The sequence below is a fragment of the Paenibacillus pabuli NBRC 13638 genome, from assembly GCF_001514495.1.
GTDB classification, from domain to species: domain Bacteria; phylum Bacillota; class Bacilli; order Paenibacillales; family Paenibacillaceae; genus Paenibacillus; species Paenibacillus pabuli.
Genome location: NZ_BCNM01000005.1, coordinates 302,516 through 322,515 on the forward strand (window position 1 = coordinate 302,516; position 20,000 = coordinate 322,515).

The 20,000-nt window shown below is 46.1% G+C and carries 16 protein-coding genes and 3 pseudogenes; 4 read left to right on the forward strand and 15 right to left on the reverse strand.

Features of this window, described 5'->3' with window-relative positions; translation table 11 throughout:
* Nucleotides 1-12: 12 nt before the first annotated feature.
* Nucleotides 13-800: pseudogene (locus tag PPA03S_RS09825) on the forward strand (MDR/zinc-dependent alcohol dehydrogenase-like family protein); the annotation flags it as partial.
* Nucleotides 801-860: 60 nt separating this feature from the next.
* On the opposite strand, the gene PPA03S_RS09830 reads toward PPA03S_RS09825, so the two are convergent.
* From PPA03S_RS09830 to PPA03S_RS09890, 13 genes are all read right to left on the reverse strand, one after another.
* Nucleotides 861-1,643: a class I SAM-dependent methyltransferase gene (locus PPA03S_RS09830; protein ID WP_062322234.1), complete on the reverse strand. Its 783-nt coding sequence runs from the start codon at nucleotides 1,641-1,643 to the stop codon at nucleotides 861-863.
* A gap of 237 nt (nucleotides 1,644-1,880) precedes the next feature.
* Nucleotides 1,881-3,875, reverse strand: a complete 1,995-nt coding sequence (locus PPA03S_RS09835) for a PTS fructose transporter subunit IIABC (protein ID WP_062322236.1) — start codon at nucleotides 3,873-3,875, stop codon at nucleotides 1,881-1,883.
* A gap of 136 nt (nucleotides 3,876-4,011) precedes the next feature.
* The gene (gene pfkB / locus PPA03S_RS09840) at nucleotides 4,012-4,923 is read right to left on the reverse strand and encodes a 1-phosphofructokinase (protein WP_062322239.1); all 912 of its coding nucleotides are present in this window, start codon (nucleotides 4,921-4,923) and stop codon (nucleotides 4,012-4,014) included.
* A gap of 2 nt (nucleotides 4,924-4,925) precedes the next feature.
* Nucleotides 4,926-5,672, reverse strand: coding sequence for a DeoR/GlpR family DNA-binding transcription regulator (locus PPA03S_RS09845; RefSeq protein ID WP_062322240.1), 747 nt, complete (start codon nucleotides 5,670-5,672; stop codon nucleotides 4,926-4,928).
* A 386-nt stretch (nucleotides 5,673-6,058) separates the two neighbouring features.
* Nucleotides 6,059-6,544, reverse strand: a complete 486-nt coding sequence (locus tag PPA03S_RS09850; RefSeq protein WP_062322242.1) for a hypothetical protein — start codon at nucleotides 6,542-6,544, stop codon at nucleotides 6,059-6,061.
* 177 nt (nucleotides 6,545-6,721) lie between these two features.
* A complete protein-coding gene (locus PPA03S_RS09855) occupies nucleotides 6,722-8,149 on the reverse strand; it encodes a flavin-containing monooxygenase (protein WP_062322244.1) in 1,428 nt (475 codons plus the stop codon).
* A 459-nt stretch (nucleotides 8,150-8,608) separates the two neighbouring features.
* Complete coding sequence (locus tag PPA03S_RS09860) at nucleotides 8,609-8,845, reverse strand: DUF896 domain-containing protein (protein WP_062322246.1); 237 nt, start codon at nucleotides 8,843-8,845, stop codon at nucleotides 8,609-8,611.
* A 95-nt stretch (nucleotides 8,846-8,940) separates the two neighbouring features.
* Nucleotides 8,941-11,778: a beta strand repeat-containing protein gene (locus PPA03S_RS33855; RefSeq protein WP_281189038.1), complete on the reverse strand. Its 2,838-nt coding sequence runs from the start codon at nucleotides 11,776-11,778 to the stop codon at nucleotides 8,941-8,943.
* Nucleotides 11,779-11,960: 182 nt separating this feature from the next.
* Nucleotides 11,961-12,914, reverse strand: coding sequence for an SDR family NAD(P)-dependent oxidoreductase (locus PPA03S_RS09870; protein ID WP_062322248.1), 954 nt, complete (start codon nucleotides 12,912-12,914; stop codon nucleotides 11,961-11,963).
* 120 nt (nucleotides 12,915-13,034) lie between these two features.
* Nucleotides 13,035-13,556, reverse strand: coding sequence for a TetR/AcrR family transcriptional regulator (locus PPA03S_RS09875; RefSeq protein WP_062322250.1), 522 nt, complete (start codon nucleotides 13,554-13,556; stop codon nucleotides 13,035-13,037).
* A gap of 235 nt (nucleotides 13,557-13,791) precedes the next feature.
* Complete coding sequence (locus PPA03S_RS09880; RefSeq protein WP_157284045.1) at nucleotides 13,792-14,571, reverse strand: hypothetical protein; 780 nt, start codon at nucleotides 14,569-14,571, stop codon at nucleotides 13,792-13,794.
* Nucleotides 14,572-14,604: 33 nt separating this feature from the next.
* On the reverse strand, nucleotides 14,605-15,585 hold the full coding sequence (locus PPA03S_RS09885) for an ABC transporter substrate-binding protein (RefSeq protein ID WP_062322254.1): 981 nt from the start codon (nucleotides 15,583-15,585) through the stop codon (nucleotides 14,605-14,607).
* Nucleotides 15,586-15,693: 108 nt separating this feature from the next.
* The gene (locus PPA03S_RS09890) at nucleotides 15,694-17,301 is read right to left on the reverse strand and encodes an AraC family transcriptional regulator (RefSeq protein WP_062322256.1); all 1,608 of its coding nucleotides are present in this window, start codon (nucleotides 17,299-17,301) and stop codon (nucleotides 15,694-15,696) included.
* Between the two features lie 534 nt (nucleotides 17,302-17,835).
* On the opposite strand from PPA03S_RS09890, the gene PPA03S_RS09895 reads away from it, so the two are divergent.
* The 3 genes from PPA03S_RS09895 to PPA03S_RS09905 all read left to right on the forward strand — a co-directional run bounded on the left by PPA03S_RS09895 (nucleotide 17,836) and on the right by PPA03S_RS09905 (nucleotide 19,317).
* Nucleotides 17,836-18,255, forward strand: a complete 420-nt coding sequence (locus PPA03S_RS09895; protein ID WP_062322258.1) for a MarR family winged helix-turn-helix transcriptional regulator — start codon at nucleotides 17,836-17,838, stop codon at nucleotides 18,253-18,255.
* A 27-nt stretch (nucleotides 18,256-18,282) separates the two neighbouring features.
* Nucleotides 18,283-18,933 (forward strand): nitroreductase family protein, encoded by a 651-nt coding sequence (locus tag PPA03S_RS09900; RefSeq protein ID WP_062322260.1) that lies wholly within the window; start codon nucleotides 18,283-18,285, stop codon nucleotides 18,931-18,933.
* 87 nt (nucleotides 18,934-19,020) lie between these two features.
* A complete protein-coding gene (locus PPA03S_RS09905) occupies nucleotides 19,021-19,317 on the forward strand; it encodes a putative quinol monooxygenase (RefSeq protein WP_062322262.1) in 297 nt (98 codons plus the stop codon).
* 144 nt (nucleotides 19,318-19,461) lie between these two features.
* On the opposite strand, the pseudogene PPA03S_RS34350 reads toward PPA03S_RS09905, so the two are convergent.
* Nucleotides 19,462-19,506: pseudogene (locus PPA03S_RS34350) on the reverse strand (hypothetical protein); the annotation flags it as partial.
* Between the two features lie 22 nt (nucleotides 19,507-19,528).
* Nucleotides 19,529-19,912 (reverse strand): annotated as a pseudogene (locus PPA03S_RS09910) (FAD-binding oxidoreductase); the annotation flags it as partial.
* Nucleotides 19,913-20,000: the final 88 nt, after the last annotated feature.

The window sequence follows — 20,000 nt, forward strand, 5'->3', positions numbered from 1 at the left end:
GTATGCACCTCGGTGCTGCCTTTTAACATCTCCTGCGGAGAGTGCTTTTATTGCAATCACGACATGGAAAGCCAGTGCGATAACTCGAACCGCAATCCGGAGATTCATACTGGCGGTTATTTCGGCTTCACAGAACGTTATGGCAATTATCCGGGTGGTCAGGCCGAATTTTTACGTGTTCCCTATGGGAATTTTATGCCATTTGTTATCCCTGAATCGTATGAGCTGGAGGATGAAGCCCTGTTGTTCCTGTCCGATGTTCTGCCTACCGCATACTGGAGTGTTGAAAATGCCGGGGTGAAGCCAGGAGATACCGTAACTGTCGAATGAATGATTCCGAAGTATTTAATTTTGAGGAGTATGACGATATGGGTGAACATATTCGCGAAATAACCCAAGGTGGCGCCGATGTTGTGATCGATTGTGTAGGTATGGACGGCAAAAAATCCACACTGGAAGAAATCGGACAGAAGCTGAAAATTCATGGCGGCAGATTGAGTGCAATCGAAATCGGTATCAAGGCTGTGCGCAAATTCGGAACGATGCAGCTGACGGGTGTATATGGTTCGTCCTATAATATGTTCCCCCTGGGGAATTTGTTTGAACGAAACATTAATCTAAGAATGGGACAAGCCCCTGTCATTCACTATATGCCTGAACTTTTCCGCAAGATCACAGCAGGCGAATTCGATCCTACAGAAATTATCTCCCACCGCATGGCGCTGGAGAACGCCAAGGAAGCTTACCGGATTTTTCACGAACACGAAGACGAATGTACCAAAGTTATACTGAAACCTTAAATTCAAAAAGAGGCAGGTTTACTTCTCAGGAGTAAATCTGCCCTTTGAATTGGATCAGCCTTATCTGGATTTCGCTGCCTGAATTAATATACTCTCTCCCTCAAAACGAAGAAGTCTGCCATGCTCGCTCGTTTCCAGTTTAAAGTATGTTTTGATCTCATCTGATTCGCTTAACATGCTTGCCTCCAGTGCTCTCTTCTCTTCCTCTGACATCCCTGCCCGCTCGCACCATTCCTCGAACAAGAATGGTTTCTCGAAGGAAATCATCGCTTCGATTCGGAATCCTGCCAGCTCAATGATTCGGACCCATTCCGTTTTGCGCAATGCGCGGACATGGCTTGCATCACGGCGCTTCTCTATTTCGTTGTAAAATCGGTCATTCTCATCACGTTCAGGTGCCACGTTGTCAATCAACAGCAATCTGCCTCCCTCCTTCGTTACTCGCAGCGCTTCGGATATAAAAGAGGGTACATCCGGAAAATGATGCGCGGCAATTCGGCAGGTGACAAGATCAAAAGAGCCGTCAGTAAAGGGTAGATGCTCTGCATCGCCCGCCACAAAGTCTACATTCTGGTGCCCATTCCCCCGAATAAAACGTTCCGCCACCTGCAGCATGGCCTCCGTTAAGTCCAATGCCGTTACCTGCTTCACCAGCGGAGCCAGAGCATTGGCTACATGTCCTCCTCCAGTGGCAATATCCAGTACAGCCATATCCGGACTTGCTTGAGACGAAGCAACAAGCAAAGCCAGGTCTTCACCTTTGGCATGACGGGCACTTGTTACATATTTTTGTGCATTTTTGGCAAACTGTTTCTGCACCCCATCCTTAATCACATCAGACATTCTAAATCCTCCTCATTATGAAGTTTAGGTTTAGGTTCAGGCTTAGGTTCAGTTTCATCAGACGGAACATCGTTTCATTAATTATTATGATATTTATCTTACCACAGATCTGTATAAACCAAAATAAAAAGGCATCTTCTCAGTGAATTTCACTCAGAAGATGCCCTGTTTAATTAGATAAAAAATGTGCGTTCGTTTGTTTTGACCTTATTCGCTCAAGGACCAAACACTTATCATTTATTTCACGAGGGTAGGTGATTTTTTCCACAGCCCCAGAATTAAACCCGAGATTACCGAACCGATTGCTACAGCAAGCAGGAAAAGTAATGCGTGATTAGCCAGTGCTGCAACGAAAATTCCACCGTGCGGCGCCGGTACATTAATGCTCCACAATTGAGTCAGTCCACCAGCCACAGCCGATCCCAGAATACAGGATGTCAGTACACGCAGCGGGTCAGCTGCTGCGAATGGAATGGCACCTTCGGTGATAAAGGAAAACCCGAGCACGTAATTCGTCAAACCTGATTTACGTTCTTGCTCCGTAAACTTGGATTTGAAGAACGTTGTAGCCAGTGCAATGGCTAGTGGAGGTACCATACCGCCTGCCATAACCGCTGCCATCCAGGCACCATCGGTATTACCGCTGGATGTGAATACCCCAATCGCAAATGTATAGGCCGCTTTGTTGAACGGTCCACCCATATCGATGGACATCATACCGCCAAGCAGGATGCCGAGCAATACGGCATTTCCAGTACCCAGGTTTCCAAGTGCATCCACAAGCCATGTGTTCAGGGAACCGAAGATTGGATCGAAGACATAGAAACTTATAGCACCAACGATAAGCAATCCGAATACAGGATACAGCAGGATCGGTTTCAAACCATCAATGGCTTTAGGCAATCCTTTAAACAATTTGCGCAGACCGATAACAACATAACCTGCCAGGAAACCAGCAGCCAGACCACCAAGGAAACCAGCGTTTGAATTTACGGCCATCAATCCACCCACCATACCCGGCATCAGTGCTGGACGATCACCAATACTCATTGCGATAAATCCGGCTAGGACAGGAATCAGGAAGTGGAACGCACCGGTTCCGCCACCAATGGTCTGCAACAATTGAACGAGCGGATTATCAGGGCTTGCCAGCTGCTCAAACAAGAAGGAGATCGCGAGCAAAATACCGCCGCCCACAACAAATGGAAGCATGTGAGAGATCCCGTTCATCAAATCTTTATAAATTTTGCTGCCGATGTTCATTTTGCCTTGGCTTTCCCCTTCGACCTTGTCACCGCTGCCACCCTCGCTGCGATAGATGGGAGCATCCCCGTTAACCGCTTTGCGGATCAACTCTTCGGATTTGCGGATACCGTCGCTGACTGGTCTTTGCAGAACCGGTTTGCCGTCAAAACGGGCCATTTCCACATTTTTATCTGCGGCAATAATAACTCCCTTGGCCCGAGCAATTTCAGCAGCAGTCAGAACGTTTTGCGCTCCCTCAGAACCGTTGGTCTCCACTCGAATATTGATACCCATTTCCTGCGCTTTCTTTTTGAGAGCGTCTTCAGCCATAAACGTATGAGCTATCCCTGTTGGACAAGCCGTAACCGCAACGACAAAATCTTCGGATGCTGCATTGCCAACAATAACACCAGGTGTATGCAGGTTCTGACCATCTGTTTTGCCAGAAGCCGATGCTGGATGGTTTCCCTGAGTAGCACTTGCTGCCTTCTCCGCTTCCGCTTTCTCTTGGGCTGCTTTCTTTTCTGCTTCCTCTGCCTGTTTGGCATCAAATAATGCAGCCACTTCTGCCGGCGTATCCGTACTCATCAGCTGAGATATGAAATCGCTATCAATCAACAGCCTGGAAAGAGCCGCAAGCGTGCGCAGATGTGTATTAGCCGCCCCTTCAGGTGCTGCAATCATAAAGAATATATGAGCAGGCTCATCATCAAGCGCTTCAAAATCAAGTCCTTTTTTACTCTTGGCAAATACCACTGTAGGTTCATTCACGGCTGTGGTCTTCGCATGGGGCATCGCAATGCCTCCACCAATTCCTGTGCTGGATTCAGCTTCGCGTTTGTAGATCATTTCCTTAAACAGCACCGGATCATTAATCCGTCCGCTTCTGTTTAGACTTGCAATGAGTTCATCGATAGCCTCTTCTTTCGTTGTGGCCTGCAGGTCCATGATCATCGTATCCTGGATCATCAGATCTGTTATTCTCATGTTGATACACTCCCTTAAGTTCAGTCGGTCTGCATTTACGCAGACCGTTTATCATGACATTACTTACGACCGTTCATATATTCGAATCTACCATTTCCTTTTCAAAGAGTGATCCATGCTATTGATCTAGTAAGGACTACATTTTTGTTATGGAGACTTGGGCATGCAGTTCTTCAATACGTTCCTTTGTTGCCAGATCATCCGAAAAAGCTGTCGCACTCCCTGAAGCAACTCCAGTGCGAAATGCTTCAAGCAAATCTTCGTTCATTACAAATGTTCCAACAAATCCACCGATCATGGAGTCTCCTGCACCAACCGAGTTTTTTACGACGCCTTTTGGTACGTTCGCGTGGTAAACATCCGTTTGGGTAATAAACAGCGCACCTTCTCCTGCCATGGAAATCAGCACATGCTTGGCTCCTGCTTCCAAAAGTTTGCGACCGTACTTCACCAGTTCTTCCTCTGTCTCGATGTTTACTCCGAACAGCTCTGCCAGTTCATGATGGTTCGGCTTCACCAGCAGCGGTTCATATACCAGAGCATCCATTAATGCAGGTCCTGTCGTATCGATTACAAATTCCGCACCCGTGCGCTTGCACACGTTAATGAGACGATCGTAGAAATCTGCTCCAAGTGAAGGCGGTATGCTTCCGGAAAGAATAACGATATCTCCTTTTTGTAATGAAGTCAGCTTGTTCAGCAAGAGTTCAGCTTCCTCTGGACGAATGGATGGGCCCAGCCCGTTAATCTCCGTCTCGTCTCCATGCTTCAGCTTGATGTTAATGCGGGTATCATCAGCAATGGTAATAAAGTCCGTCTGGATCTGATCTTCCTGCAACTTGTCATTAATGAAACGGCCCGTGAACCCTCCGAGGAACCCAAGTGCAGTGTTATCTGCTCCCAACTGATTAAGCACTCTTGATACGTTAATTCCTTTTCCCCCGGGAAGTTTCAGGTCCCGGTTCATGCGATTCAATTCACCTAGCTTCAGATCATCCACTTCCACGATGTAATCGATGGAAGGATTAAGTGTTACGGTATATATCATGGCTATCCCTCAATTATTTTAGTTTTCTGGGCGATTACAGAACGCCAATGTTCCGGCATATGTTCGGTGATCAAGTCTGCCTCCTCCAGGTCAAACAGTTTGGCAAAAGTTATTTCCCCAATCTTGCTGGAATCAGCCAGTACATAAGATCTCCCGGACAACTGATGGGCACGTCTTTTAATCAAGGCTTCCTCTGGATCGGGAGTTGTATACCCCATTTCGGCATCCACCCCATTGGTTCCGATAAAACATTTGTCAAAACGGAAATTATCCATGTTCTGTAATGCAATACTGCCAATCACTGCTTTGGTGTGAATTTTCATCATTCCGCCAAGCAAATAACTGCGAATTCGTTTGCTCACCAGTGCCTCGACATGTGAAAGACCATTGGTCACAACTGTAACGTCCCTTGCTTCAATATAAGGGATCATTGCTAATGTTGTTGTCCCCGCATCCAGATAGATACATTCACCATTGTTAATCTCCTGTGCTGCTAAACGAGCAATGGTTGTTTTTTGTTGAATGTTTTTGAACGTTTTTTCTTCCATACCTGGTTCCGGTGTTTTTTCATTCACCAGAGAAGCTCCACCATGTATACGCTTTAACATCTGTCGACTTTCCAGGTCAATCAAATCACGTCTTATCGTTGATTCAGAGGCTCCAATTACATCGACGAGCTCTTGCAGTTTCACTATCCCTCTTTGTTGTAAGCGCTCTATAATTGCAGCATATCGTTCTTCAGTTAGCATATTCATTCCTCCAACTGCTTCTATAGTACCACATAATCCACAAAAAACAATCATTTTCGTTCAAAATAATTTACAAACCTCCAAAAACGGTCAACAACCGACTTTTTAATCCTTCACTATCCTATCCTATGCATCCAAATCAGTTCAAGCTGAACGGTAGAGCCCCCTGCTTCATCTCCAAAGAGAAGGGCCTTATGATCCAGCAAAAACAAATTGTTTTCATCCCAGGAGCACCCGGCCCAAGGACGATTCTTTTGTTGAAAAAAAAGAAGCAGACCTTCCCTCGTTAACCATTCAGTTAATGAAAAAAACTGCAACGTGCCCTATTGGCGTTCCATTGCAGAATGTATATTCGTTAGCTATTTGGCATCCATTCATACGTTCAATTATAGGAATAGCTCCGCCTTATCCGGCTTAGGTTTTAACCAATTTCCTTCTTCATCGATGAACGCCCCCTTGAAACGCCCCATCTCCAATTGCTCGATTAGCTTGTTCTCATCCATTACCAGAATCTCGGACAATTGCTGCAGATTATAATAGTCGTCCGGATCGTAATCAAGCAGAATAGGAACAGCCGTGTCATACAGTTCCCGGATTAGATTTTCCAATGAATGACGCCCAAGGTTGTCCATGGTTTGAAAGTACTTCAAATTATGAGACACCAGATTGCGGAAAGATTTATTTTCAAGATTCATCCATAGTGTATTACATGCCTGAATACTCATGTAGTTCTGTTCTACATCATAATATTGGATTTCTTCAATCTTCATATACCTTTCCTGAAAAGCCACAATTTTGATCAAAGGTTCGTTTCGTTTACGTGATGCTTTCTTCAGATGGGCTCTAAACCCCTCATAATCCATGATTCTCACAATAATCTATCGCCTGCCTTAAAGCTGTATAATTCGACATTTTACAACATTATGCAAACAACCGTAAATGTACTTCGATAAAAATAAAACCGCACAGCTGATTAACATGCTGTACGGTCATTTATTAAACTTGAAATGAAGGTACCTCTTTCATTCGAGTACCTTGTTTCTTTATTTTCAAGTTCCAACTCCGCTCTTCGTCCAGATTGCGGTAAATTCTTGCTCATTATACTCGAAAAATTGCTGCATAATCTGCTCCCGATCGTCCAGGAACAGTTGATCTGCTACAGCTGAAACCAATTTCGGCACGGCATTACGTGTTCCTGATATCGCTGAAGCGGATAGACCGCAGCTCGCAAGTGCAGAGTAGTTGAAAACAAACAAACCTCGCAACTTATGTTCTCCTTCTTCATCTCGACTGGTCAATGCGAATCCGGGACTAAGATATGGATGTGCGTCCAGCAAATCGTTCCGTTGTTCGACCGGGGCCTTATAACGATCTGCCCAGCGCGCAATGTGCGCTTCAACCATTCGGAGTTCGGGACGAAGAGCCGGATCACTCACCATGCCTGTACTTATGACCAGAAAATCAAAGGAAAAACGCCCCTGCGGTGTAGTCACAACCGGTTTTCCATCTTTCATTTCCACGTCCAGCCAGGGTGCTTGAAGATGTAATTGGAAACCGGACCATGCAGCCGCCCGATTGAAGGTATCATTGGTAGGTGGCTGATTATACTTGAAGAAATGTGAAATGGCCGCGTACTTATCCTCGTCCGAGAGAACATGAAATCGCTCAATCATACCGGATTGTTCCATCTGACGAATTGGATTAACACTTGGCAATTGTTCTCTCCGTACAAATACGTGAGCCTCAGATACTCCAGCCGCAAGTGCATGGTTGGCATTATCGAAGGCAGAAGCCCCACCGCCAAGTATGGCAATTCTTTTACCTTTCAACTGTTCAAAATCGATTATTTCCGACGTGTGTGCATACAGATGTTTGGAAAGCTTCTCTGCAATCAAAGGCGGTACATGCCATTCTCCACCCCCCTGAATGCCAGTAGCCAACACAACCTTGCGAGCCAGCAATGCATTGGATGGAGCCGCTGCACCGGAGATATGCAATCTGTGTATCCCTTGATCCGCAGGTTCAATTAATGTTAATTTCACTTCATTCAACACTGGAAGATTGAGCACTTGCCTATACCAACGCAGATAGTTCATCCATTCACCCCGCGGTATTTTATCAACCTCTGCCCATCCCTCGGAACCCGCTTTCGCTTCCCACCACGAACGGAACGTTAAGGAAGGAATACCCAAATCTATGGAGGTCAGATGCTTCGGTGTACGCAACGTTACCATTCGGGCATACGTTTCCCAAGGCCCCTCCAACCCCGCGGCATTTTCATCAATGACCAGTATGTTGGAGATTCGCTCACGCAAAAATCCAAAAGCAGCTCCCAAACCACTCTGCCCACCACCTACAATAACAACATCATAAATGTGCCCTTCAGCATGTTCTCGCGGACGAATCCAATCTGCTCCACCATACGCCAAAAAAGCGAGATCTTGCGCTACACGTTGGTTCAATGCTTCGAGACTCATTATTCATCAGCCCTTTCAAGATGCACGATGTAATCCAGTAATAATTTTTTTCAGATTGTAGATCAGGTTGGATTGTAAATTAGGTTGCTTTGTTGTATGCTCGTTTCGAATCAAGTGTCATATTTGTGTTAAATATTTAACAATAAGAACATTATCTTCACGTTGACCATGAATTGCGTTAGGTATATTAGCGTTATTATATGAGTTTCTTTTTTCGTTTTGAAGTTGAAGGTAGGTTTATTGTCATCAAACCTAAAAATAACTAACATGCTTGTTAATCTTAACGAAACGTCTCATCTTAAATGGTTGGTGTTTAACAAACGTCCTTCCCCCTCTGTCCATTGGCTCAGCTTAGTTTTTTAAAATGCAAAAAAGACAGAGCAGGGACTAATCCCGTTCTGTCTTAAGAGGGTTAAACGATATGAACATCGTCTCATGAATAAGTCGCAAAAGAGAAATCTACTTGCCTTCCTGTTCACGACGCTGTAATTTCTCATTCGTTAATTTCTCAGGCGTGACATCGTTGCCCAAAGGGTCCACGACGGACATACCCAGCATCGTTGTAAGCACCTGACCTCGAATCGCCTTCAAATACTGTTGTCTGAGCTCATGCTGTTCGGCTTGTTCTGTTCTTGTCAGGCCAGTGCTGCGTTGCTTTCTGCTTAATTCGTTAATGCGTCCCAAAATAGGAATCATGGAATCACCTCGCTTACCATTTGAATGATGAGGAATATCCGTTAATCTAATTGATTCTTATCTCTATGTCAATAGGGTCCTGTCTGTGAAAGTCTTTACGTCAATTCATATACCGACCATACAATTCCATTAGTCGCCCCACTCCCAAGGTTCAGCGTTATTGTTAGACCATTTGCAGCATAGAAAAGGCCAATCACATCCCCTGCATTCAACGTTACATCCGCTGCAAGCGTCACAGAACTACTTCCCAATACTGCTCTCAATGTGAGCAAGGTGACAGCGATATTCAGAACAGGTAATAATCCGCTAACTAAGGTCGTGACCGTTGGTGAAGTTCTCTGGACAAGGAAAGCCGGGTTAACCCCCGCTCCCAGCGACAGTGCGATAGCTGCTGTTGTTGCATAGTTTATCGTGGCTTTAATGGAATATCTTCCAGTTGCGGGTACGGTATAATTGCCTGTCGTGGCATTAAAATTGGCATTTCCGAAATAAGGACTTGTTGTTGTCCAGTTGGTTAACTGGGTGCTTGTTGCTGTCGATAGAGTTGCCAGAAAAGCGGAAAAACCTTGTGATGCAAAATTTGGACCTGTTGCTCCTGTTGCACCCGTTGTACCTGTAAATCCAGTAATCCCAGTGGCTCCTGTTTCTCCCGTGATTCCCGTTGCACCAGTTATGCCGGTAGTACCTGTAGTACCCGTGATCCCGGTTAGACCAGTTGCACCGGTTGCTCCAGTCAATCCAATAGCCCCGGTTTCGCCTGTTGCACCTGTTAGACCCGTGGGGCCGGTAGGACCCGTTAAACCGGTAATGCCTGTCGTACCCGTTGCTCCGGTTTCACCTGTTATTCCTGTTACACCTGTTATACCCGTAGCTCCAGTAATTCCAGTTGTCCCCGTGGCTCCCGTAATACCGGTTACACCGGTGCTTCCTGTAAATCCAGTTACTCCCGCTTCACCTGTTGAACCGGTTACTCCAGTCAATCCAGTAGCCCCGGTCTCGCCTGTTATTCCTGTTACGCCTGTGGCTCCGGTGATTCCCGTTGTGCCAGTGACCCCGGTTGTACCAGTAATGCCTGTCGTACCCATTGTCCCCGTGGTTCCCGTAAATCCAGTAACTCCCGTTTCACCTGTTGCACCAGTTACTCCAGTCAAACCAATAGCTCCAGTCCCGCCTGTTGCACCTGTTACGCCCATGGCTCCGGTAATGCCCGTAACCCCCGTTGTACCTGTTGCTCCGGTGGTGCCAGTAACCCCGGTTGTACCGGTAACACCTGTCTCCCCTGTCGCACCTGTTATACCCGTAGCTCCGGTGATTCCAGTCGGGCCCGTAGCCCCCGTAATACCGGTTATGCCGGTAACTCCCGTTTCACCTGTTGCACCGGTTACTCCAGTCAATCCAGTAGCCCCGATCTCGCCTGTTGCACCTGTTACGCCCGTGGCTCCGGTAGGACCGGTATCCCCCGTTGTTCCTGTTATACCCGTGGCTCCGGTTTCTCCCGTGGTTCCCGTTGCACCAGTGATTCCAATTATGCCCGTAGCACCCGTAGTTCCTGTAAATCCAGTAACTCCCGGTTCGCCTGTTGCACCAGTTGCTCCAGTCAATCCAGTAGCTCCGGTTTCTCCTGTTATCCCTGTTAAACCAGTGACTCCGGTAGGACCCGTTGTTCCTGTTGCTCCAGTGGTGCCAGTGATCCCGGTTGTACCGGTAACGCCTGTCGCACCCATTATACCCGTTGAACCAGTAATTCCAGTTGTCCCCGTGGCTCCGGTAGGACCGGTTATGCCGGTGGTTCCCGTGAACCCGGTAACTCCCGTTGCACCGGTTGTTCCAGTCAATCCGGTAGCTCCTGTTATCCCTGTAAAACCAGTGGCTCCGGTAAGACCTGTATCCCCCATTGTTCCTGTTGCACCAGTGGTGCCAGTGACCCCGGTTGTACCTGTAACACCTGTCGTTCCTGTCGCACCCGTTCCGGTGATTCCAGTCGGGCCCGTGGCTCCCGTAATACCGGTTATGCCGGAGCTTCCTGTAAATCCAGTAACTCCCGTAACTCCTGTTGCACCGGTTGCTCCAATCAATCCAGTAGCTCCAGTCTCGCCTGTTATCCCTGTTACGCCCGTGGAACCGGTAGAACCCGTAACCCCCGTTGCACCTGTTATACCCGTAGCTCCTGTAATTCCAGTTGTGCCCGTGGCTCCGGTAGGACCGGTTATGCCGGTGGTTCCTGTGAATCCGGCAACTCCCGTTTCGCCTGTTACACCAGTTGCTCCAGTCAATCCAGTAGCCCCGGTCTCGCCTGTAATTCCTGTTACGCCTGTGGTTCCTGTAACTCCCGTTGTACCAGTGACTCCCGCAGCACCCGTGGCCCCTGCCGTTCCTGTAGCACCAGTAATTCCAGTTGTTCCGGTAACGCCTACCGCTCCAGTTATACCGGTTTCACCTGTTATGCCTGTCGCACCAGTTGGACCAGTTATTCCTGTAATACCTGTTGCCCCGGTTGCTCCTAAGCCACCTGGATCACCAGTCATTCCTGTCACACCCGTTATGCCTGTGAATCCAGTTGAACCGGTAATACCAGCTGTCCCTGTTGCTCCAGTAGCCCCCGTACGGCCAGTTAACCCCATAATATTGGTTATTCCAATAAGTCCTGTCGGCCCCCTTGCTCCTGTGTTACCTTTTTTGCCTTCTATTCCAGTCGCCCCAGTTAGACCTGTAACTCCAGTAGCTCCGGTAACTCCAGTTCCCCCACGAAATCCTCTACATCCCCTTGGTCCACGAAAAAGAAGACATCGGGATGTATGCTTTTTTTTCTTTACAAGTACCCTTCTCTTCTTTGATTTGCGTTTAGCTTTTCGGGTAAGATGAGTTTTCTTGGGCTTCCGTGTACTTGTACTGATTGAGGAAATTTTGCGCTCTTTTTTAGACACATAGCTCACAAGAAAATCCCCCTCCTTGTACACCATATACGTTTTCCGTATTTTCATTAGTACACACTATGCCCCGGACAGGTTTTGTGCGCGCCCATTAAAATAGCAGATAACTGCACTACTTTGAGTCATGCAATTTATGCATAATAGGATTTATTGATTAATCAATTACAATCGGGCAAATCATGATGCTATCTCTTCTGTAATTCCAGGATGGTCCGTGTAATTCCGTCCTCAAACGACGTCGCCTCAATCGGACCGATGCTTCTCTCATACTTCTTTTTGCTTAACACCAGAGGATCTCGTGTCAAATATAACATCTCCACAATTTCTCTCATTACCGGTTCACCCAGCCCGATCAACGACAGCCCGATTCTCCCTAAAGCCAAAACTGGTTTGGATATACCCGCTGCCTTTTGCGCAATTCGTACAAGTTCTTTGCCTGATATCGTTCCCGAGCCAGGAATGTTCCAGTTCTGCCCATAAGCGTGGTCCTTCCCTGCTAATTCTACTACCATAACAGCTGCATCGGGCAAATAGATATATTCTCGTGGTGTCTTCATATTTCCGATAAAAAAAGCCATCTTTCCTTTCGCTATCGCTTCAAGAGTAGATCCCAAATAGGAAGCCTGATTGGCCGTTGGCCCATAATAATCCGGTAATCGAACAATCATTACTTGAGCCTTAGTCCACTTGTTAGCAAATAACATCTGCTCATAGGCCAGTCGGGTTTTCCCTTTTCGAGTATGGGGTTGCTTCGGATGCTCCTCCGTTACCTCTTTCATTTGTGCTCTGCCATAGGGATAAATCCCGTCAATTACCACGATCTTCAGTCCCAATTGTTCGGCTGCCTGCATAACAGATTCACCCAGCGGAATCAATCTGCTCTCCATTTCGTGATACGGTACATTCGCACAATGAAACATCATATCCGCTTCTTGAGCAGCGGCAACGATATCTTCCGGTTGAAAAGCATTACCAACAGCAATCTGAAGATGATTCGGTAATCCCAGCTCTTCTGCAAGTTGCTCCAGCTTTGGAAGCGAACGACCAAAGGCGATCGTTGGAATCCCCTTTTTAACCAGTTCTTCTGTAATTGCAGCACCTGTACCACCTGTCGCTCCAATAACGATTGCCTTTTTCATCTCATATCAACCTCTTTCATATCCATATGGTTATTGATCAATTACTAACTGAGTATGACTATAGCGCACATTTAGTGATTGATCAATAACTAAAATAAAAAAAGGGCCAAACCTCCCTTTCTATCTGTCTTTAAGCTCTGGCATATCAAGCGCAGTCGATACATTACATAACATGCCTATTGCCAGAAATATCATCGTTCTTTGCGTTGGATTGGCAATGCCTGCAGCTGTGAAAGCTTCCAGTACCATGGTTCTTACATCACTAATGCCTTTTTGCATGGCCTGACGAATAACTTCTTCCCGGATCGTTTGCGCCTGCATCTGAAGCAAGAGTTCATTCTTGTGAGATTCCAGAATCTTATCGTAGGCTTCAATGAGATCATTCTCCAACTGATCTGGTGTCGCCTTCTCCACTACACTTCGAAACGATTCAATCACCCGAGTCCACGAGACCTCAAGTGCAGTTAATAATAGCGCTTCTTTGGTTTTGAAAAAACGAAATATATACGGTTGTGAGATCTGTGCCTTCTCAGCCACTTGGGCTGTCGTTGCACGATAATAGCCAATTTCCGCGAAGACCTCAATCGCTGCAGAGATAATATCATTTCGCCGGTTAGCCGACGCTGCTGTATCCTTAGCCATGATAATCCGTCCTCCAATAGTTAGTGATTAATTGATCAATAGCTTGAAGTATAACGAATACTATCCCTCAATGCAAAGGTATCGCGACCCTGTACAAAGCCAACAAACCCGCAGACCCTGGCTCAAGCCGCTGCAGGTTGTGTAGCTTGTCGATCTTAGATTCTATCCACTGAAAACCGAAGAGAACATGGATTGTCTGAAACAGATTCGTACCATGCGGTACAAGAGTGTCTGTTTACTGCTGGAGAAGTTTGCGCAATCGGGATTCCGAATCCAGCTTCGGACAACTGTTACAATATGCATGTGCGTGACTGCCGCTCCCAACCTGATATGCCAAACAACAATATCGGCGTATCAAGAACGGCGGTCCCTGCCACCCGGAATGTTCGAAGCGCTGTAGCTCATTGGCAAATGTACATGCATTATCGTTTTGCCGATCCAGCCAGAGGCTTTGATCTGCTTGAATCTTTGCAAGCCGTTCATCTGTCTTCCATATGCTCTGATCATTGATCATACGTGCATACAATTGTTGCACATTATGTGCAACCAGAGACCACATGACCTTATCGTTCGCTCCTGTACCGACGGCTACCGCTCGCAGGACAGGTTCCAGATGTAGCAGCACTCTTTTCTTGAGCAAGCCACTCTCTGACGTGCGCTGAACAGGATCTTCAGCCTCCAGAGAGGTTCTCTCCAGCCGAGTCTCATATCGCATGCCACCTGCTCCATTCAATTCAAACCGCACATCATCGTCTGCAATGCTAAGTATAGTATCGTATAGACTGAATGCTGAGATTACGGACATAACGAATACGGAGTAACGTTTGGCAAAAAGTGTACCGACGGCTGCACTTCCTTTGCCGCCCAATTGTAACCCTTGCTGCATAGCCTGTTCACCCATTATCAAGTTTCGTTTCTCTTCATTCAGCAGATCCTTTACACGGAAAGGATACTTGGAATCATCGCAAGTCGCTCGAATCGTCGTCACAAAAAATTGCTGTAATGCTTCCGACATCTCTAAATAGTCATGTCTTGGATAACGTCTCATCTATTGAATCATGTCTTCAACTTCGTTGATAATCTCGCTTCGCCCAATCGCTCCCCAGCCCTTAAACAACCAGAACGAATCTGTCGTATAGACCTGATCTGCACCAACAGCTGGTACTCCCTTCCAGAGTGAGCTTGCGTTGATGCTGTTTAAATACTCATCGGCATTCGGGTCAATCTCCAGAACTACGAAATTAGCATCCACCTCTGCAATTTTCTCCATGGACAGGTCCTCACGTTGTTCGGCAGGTGTCACAGCCGTTGGCACAAATCCAAGATCATGATACAAAAGTGTGTTGGTTGGATGTCCTTTTGCCGCGTAAATTTGCAAGGTCTTCTCTCTTACACGCAGATAAGCCAGCTTTTTTTGATCCAGTTGTTCGATCTTCGCTTTTAGTTGCTTCGCCTGCTGCTCTACCTCGGCTATCTTTTCTTTTGCCAGATCCACTTTGTTGTACATCCCGGCAATGGTCAACAGATCCTGTGTCCAATACGTTGTATCATCAGCATAATCCAGCCATTCGGTACCAAGTACAATCGTCGGAGCGATTTTCTCCAACTGATCATACGTACTCTCCGCAGTTCGACTCTCAATAACGATGACATCCGGATCAATCTGAAGGATAGCCTCCAGGTTAGGACTATCTGCCGACCCTACCGTTGGAACGCCGGCAAGCTGATCTGCAAGGTAAGGCAAATAATCTCCTCCGTAACGAACTTCTACATTAACGCCTGCTGGTTTCTCACCAATCGTCAACATGTGATCGATGTAAGCAGCAGATAATACCACCATACGCTCTATCTTTTGCGGTACAACCGCTGTTCCTTTAAGATGCTCAATCGTTTGCGTACCACTCTCTTCCACAGGTGTAACCTGTTCCGGAGGCGTTACTTCCGTTATTTCTGATGCCTTGCCACATGCCGTCAGAACGAGCACAAGCAGGGCCAACAGTATCATCGTTGCTGCTCTCTGTCTTACCATTTGTAGTAAATCCCCTCTACTATTTAATAATAATAATCATTATCACTATAGTAGGGAAAAGCGAACAGGCTTACCATGGACTATTCCACTCTCTTCTCTTGCACAAAATCACCGTAAGGTAAGCCCAAGTTGCTCTGCCACATATCGCATGGCCCACATGCGTCCAGTTGGACCCAGCGTTTTGAAGAAAATATCTCCTGCATTATATACATGGCCTTCTTGAACAGCCTTTAATGCCAACCATTCACTGGATTGCTGCAATTGCCTCAGTTGAGCACGTGCCTCTTCTGTGGGATCAACCATTACAAACACATGATCCGCGTCGTATAACTGCAAATCGCGAACTTTACTCTCCACAGCCCACTGTTGTTCCGGAAAATCACGAGGCAAATAAAATCCCAGATCATCATACAACAGGGCCCCTGTCTGGTTATTCAATCCATACATTCGGTAGAAATGAGAAGTCACCCGGATGAACATGGCACTCTGTTTCCCCCACCTCGATTGAATGCGCCCTCGAAGAACCCGGCTCAGTTCAGCATGCTGTTCAATCCACTGTACAGCCTGTTCGGTGCGGCCCATAATGTCCGCCATATACAGAAGCCTCTCGCCAAAATGGTTGGTGTGCTCCAGCATGGTGGTAGGCGCGATACGATGCAAGGAGTCATTTGGCTCCAAACGATCACTTGTAATGATCAGGTCCGGTTGGACTCGCCTCAAACCATCATAGTTCTGATTGAAGCTATCCAGGATAAGTCCCTGATGACTGTGTGCTTGAAGCGCAGGTATGGCAACATGACGAGCCACCCTCTGACCATAGGATAAAGCGGATACTGGCCTCAAACCGAGCGTTATCACATAATCGTCCAACCCGTAATACAAGGTGGCAATGCGATTCACTTTATTTTTCATATACAACGTTGGGGCGATTCCTTCGTTTTTCTTGAAGACTCTGCTGAAATAGTGCTCGTCCTTATAACCCACTTGCTCTGCAATTTCCTTGATTTTATCTGAAGAAAATAACAGCTGCTTGGCCTTCGCCATACGTAGTTTCAGTATATATTCAATCGGGGTCATATTTAATTGCCGTTTGAATGTTCTTATAAAATGATTCACACTAAGCCCTGCCATGCGGGCCATCTGATCAATTCGAATGTCTTCCATATACTGATGCGTCATATATTCAAGTGCCAGATCCATCCCTGCTACAGCTGGAGTTGCTTCTTTCAGGTGCATCATTAATTGAATCAACAACTGATGCAAAAGATGTTTCCTGCGCGTCTTTTCCAGACTCGTGATGGAGTGCTTTCCACTCACCAGGGTATCCATCATCTCCTGAATATCACGTGTATTGGAAGGAATAGGAATATTAAGTTTGCCCGTCACAGGGAGATCAAATGCCTCGGTATGCCAAACATTCCGACGCCGGGTAAGTGTAACACATGAAAATAAAATGATCTGATATCGGACAGGTGCTTCCATATCCGTCTGAAACTCCACATGCATTCCTGGCTTCAACAAAAACCACTCGTCTTGAGACACCGTATGTAAAACGTTATCCATAGACAAAGATCCCTTGCCAGCGATGACCCTGCAAATGGCGAACCTTTTCCAGATCCGACGCTGAACAGCCCCCGGATTGCTAGAGTAATGGCAGACGTGGACAGCAGAGAAATGTAGTTGCTCCAGTCGTTTGATCCAATCATTTTCCTCCATGCTCACGTCCCCTCCCTGGTCTGATCCGATTCTCTGATGAACTGATTACACTCTATTTTTTAGCTCCCAATAGTAAATTCTTTATACGATCCAACTGCAACTCCACAGAGCAAGGCCAGAATGGCTTTGTACAAAATCATATAATACGCCACTGCTGTTATGAACTGCCTGTTCTTTTCGCTCATTATGTACATTTCATTTAATTATAAATTAGTTGATAATAATTCTCAATAAGATAAATAATCAATATATTAACTTCTCCTCCTTGACACCCTATACGGACTGCAATGTACATGTAGCGGGATAATAGCGCCAGCATCAGCAACATTTTCTACCCTGTTGCAAAATCAAAACAGCCGTGATATATTAATTGAGCCATCAATAATTGATGCATCAAATATTGATACGTCAATGATTAATTTAGCAGATATTACTGATACTGACTAAGGTAATGGCACTGTATAATGGCAACTTTATGTATGTTATTCACATAAGCCGTTGTTCATGGTCGAGATTCACGCGGGAGGTCAAGTCATGACACGTGTTTTTTCCAAGGAAGAGCAGATCATCAATCTGCTTAACGGGCTGGGCAACAAGATCAGCCCCAAGTTCGAACGCTGTACGGGCATCAGCTCATCTCGCTTTGAGATTTTGCATGAGTTGGATCAGGTTGACGAGATTAATCAGTCCATGCTGCAGAAGATCATTAATATCGACAGTGCGGCGATCACTCGCCATCTGAAGCAGCTTGAAGCCGACTCGATGGTCACCAGACGTAAAAATCCGGAAGACAACCGCGTTACCTTTGTTCGCCTTACGGACGAAGGACGGAAGCAAATCGAAGGCTACAAAGCTGAGAAGACCAATTTTATCAATCAGATTTTGCAGGATTTCAGTGAAGACGAGGTTCAAGCGCTCGCTGATTTCCTGGAACGTATGCAGAACAATTTCTAAACCCATATATAAGGAGAGAACCATAACATGAGTACATTCCAAAGCACTTTTCAAAAGACAAATGATTTTAACGAAATTACCTACGGCCGCCGGTCTGTAAAACTATACGACCCTGAAGTGAAAATCAGCCGGGAAGAAATGACAGAAATTTTGGCAGAAGCTTCTCGTGCTCCATCCTCCATCAATTTGCAACCTTGGCGTTTTCTCGTTGTAGATACGGCTGAAGGCAAAGAAAAGCTTGCTCCTCTCGCCCGATTCAATCAGAATCAAGTTTTGACTTCTGCCGCAGTAATTGGCGTATTTATTGATATGAACAATGCCGAGTATATTGAAGAGATTTTTGGTAAAGCTGTAGAGCTCGGTTATATGCCAGCAGAAGTTAGGGATATGCAGCTCAAAACAGTATTGCCTTATTACGAAAATATGCCCGCTTCCGCTCTTCGCGATGTAAATCTGATTGACGCAGGTCTGGCTTCCATGCAATTGATGCTCGCTGCACGTGCTCACGGTTATGATACTAACCCAATCGGTGGTTATGAGAAAGATCAAATTGCTGAAGCCTTCGGCATGGATAAAGATCGTTACCAACCCGTTATGTTGATCTCTATCGGTAAATCGGCCAAAGAAGGTCATCCTTCCTACCGTCTGCCTGTTGAGACAATTACGACTTGGGCATAATAGTAGGCCGTGTTACACATGTTCCAGCACAATTTACGTTCAGAAACACGAACAACATGCTAAATACACTAATGGAGGTTGAATATTATGATTATCATTCACGCTCACTTGCAAGTTAAACCAGATCAGGAACAGGCTTTTTTGGAAGCAACGAAAGTGCTGATTCCTGCAACACGCAATGAAGAAGGCAATATCAGCTATGATCTCGCCAAAAGTACAGAACGCGAACATCATTACACGATGATTGAATTGTGGAAAGACGAGGCTGCTACAGCTTCCCACAACACAAGTGCACATTTCCAGACTTTCGTACAGCAAGCAGCAGCATTCATGGCCGCTCCAATGAACGTTGAAGTATTCGCTGGAGAAGCGGTTAAACGCTAAAATACGAGCCCGTACATGAATTAAGCAGAGCCACATATTCGTCGGCTTACAAACCAAAGCCGCTTCTCGTCACATTGACGGGTGAGCGGCTTTGGTTATTTATTTATATATCATGTAGAAGAAATAAAAGGCATGTCATTGCAGCTATCTACGAGCCGGAGTAATACTTTGAGGATTGTTGAACACATTTCTCGGGTCATATTTGGCTTAAGGGAGCGATGAAACCTTGGCGTGCAAGTGTATTGGCAATTCTGCCTACGCTATTGCCTGTGCCTACAACGACTGTTCCATTTTTTTTATCGAGCTTGATCGTGTTCATGTCACTTACATCAATAACGATCCCGCCATTGACCTGTGAAAGATTGACTTCCAGCGAATGCCTCCCGCTTCTGGGCCGAATGGGAACCTCATTTTCACGAGCCCATTTGATGGCGTTTGCCACGTCTCTTGTTTTTTGTGCAAATACAAATACTTTAGGAAATTTGTCCGTATGAGGATCCCAATTTTTGCGTGCTGCATCATACCCTGGATCTCCTTTGAAGATAACTCGCCCGGTGAGCTTCGTTTTTGATTTCAATACATCCAACTTCCTCATGAACTAATGGCTGTACACAGCAATTCAACTAAGGCACCTTATACTGTATGAAGGACATTCGCGGAGGGAATGGGCTAATGCTTGAAAT

Bases quoted from the DNA above. Each gene is read 5' to 3' on its own strand.
- PPA03S_RS09830 (WP_062322234.1), bottom strand. From the start codon at position 1,643: ATGTCTGATGTGATTAAGGATGGGGTGCAGAAACAGTTTGCCAAAAAT.
- PPA03S_RS09835 (WP_062322236.1), bottom strand. From the start codon at position 3,875: ATGAGAATAACAGATCTGATGATCCAGGATACGATGATCATGGACCTG.
- pfkB (WP_062322239.1), bottom strand. From the start codon at position 4,923: ATGATATATACCGTAACACTTAATCCTTCCATCGATTACATCGTGGAA.
- PPA03S_RS09845 (WP_062322240.1), bottom strand. From the start codon at position 5,672: ATGCTAACTGAAGAACGATATGCTGCAATTATAGAGCGCTTACAACAA.
- PPA03S_RS09855 (WP_062322244.1), bottom strand. From the start codon at position 8,149: ATGAGTCTCGAAGCATTGAACCAACGTGTAGCGCAAGATCTCGCTTTT.
- PPA03S_RS09860 (WP_062322246.1), bottom strand. From the start codon at position 8,845: ATGATTCCTATTTTGGGACGCATTAACGAATTAAGCAGAAAGCAACGC.
- PPA03S_RS09870 (WP_062322248.1), bottom strand. From the start codon at position 12,914: ATGAAAAAGGCAATCGTTATTGGAGCGACAGGTGGTACAGGTGCTGCA.
- PPA03S_RS09875 (WP_062322250.1), bottom strand. From the start codon at position 13,556: ATGGCTAAGGATACAGCAGCGTCGGCTAACCGGCGAAATGATATTATC.
- PPA03S_RS09880 (WP_157284045.1), bottom strand. From the start codon at position 14,571: ATGTCGGAAGCATTACAGCAATTTTTTGTGACGACGATTCGAGCGACT.
- PPA03S_RS09885 (WP_062322254.1), bottom strand. From the start codon at position 15,585: ATGGTAAGACAGAGAGCAGCAACGATGATACTGTTGGCCCTGCTTGTG.
- PPA03S_RS09890 (WP_062322256.1), bottom strand. From the start codon at position 17,301: ATGGAGGAAAATGATTGGATCAAACGACTGGAGCAACTACATTTCTCT.
- PPA03S_RS09895 (WP_062322258.1), top strand. From the start codon at position 17,836: ATGACACGTGTTTTTTCCAAGGAAGAGCAGATCATCAATCTGCTTAAC.
- PPA03S_RS09900 (WP_062322260.1), top strand. From the start codon at position 18,283: ATGAGTACATTCCAAAGCACTTTTCAAAAGACAAATGATTTTAACGAA.
- PPA03S_RS09905 (WP_062322262.1), top strand. From the start codon at position 19,021: ATGATTATCATTCACGCTCACTTGCAAGTTAAACCAGATCAGGAACAG.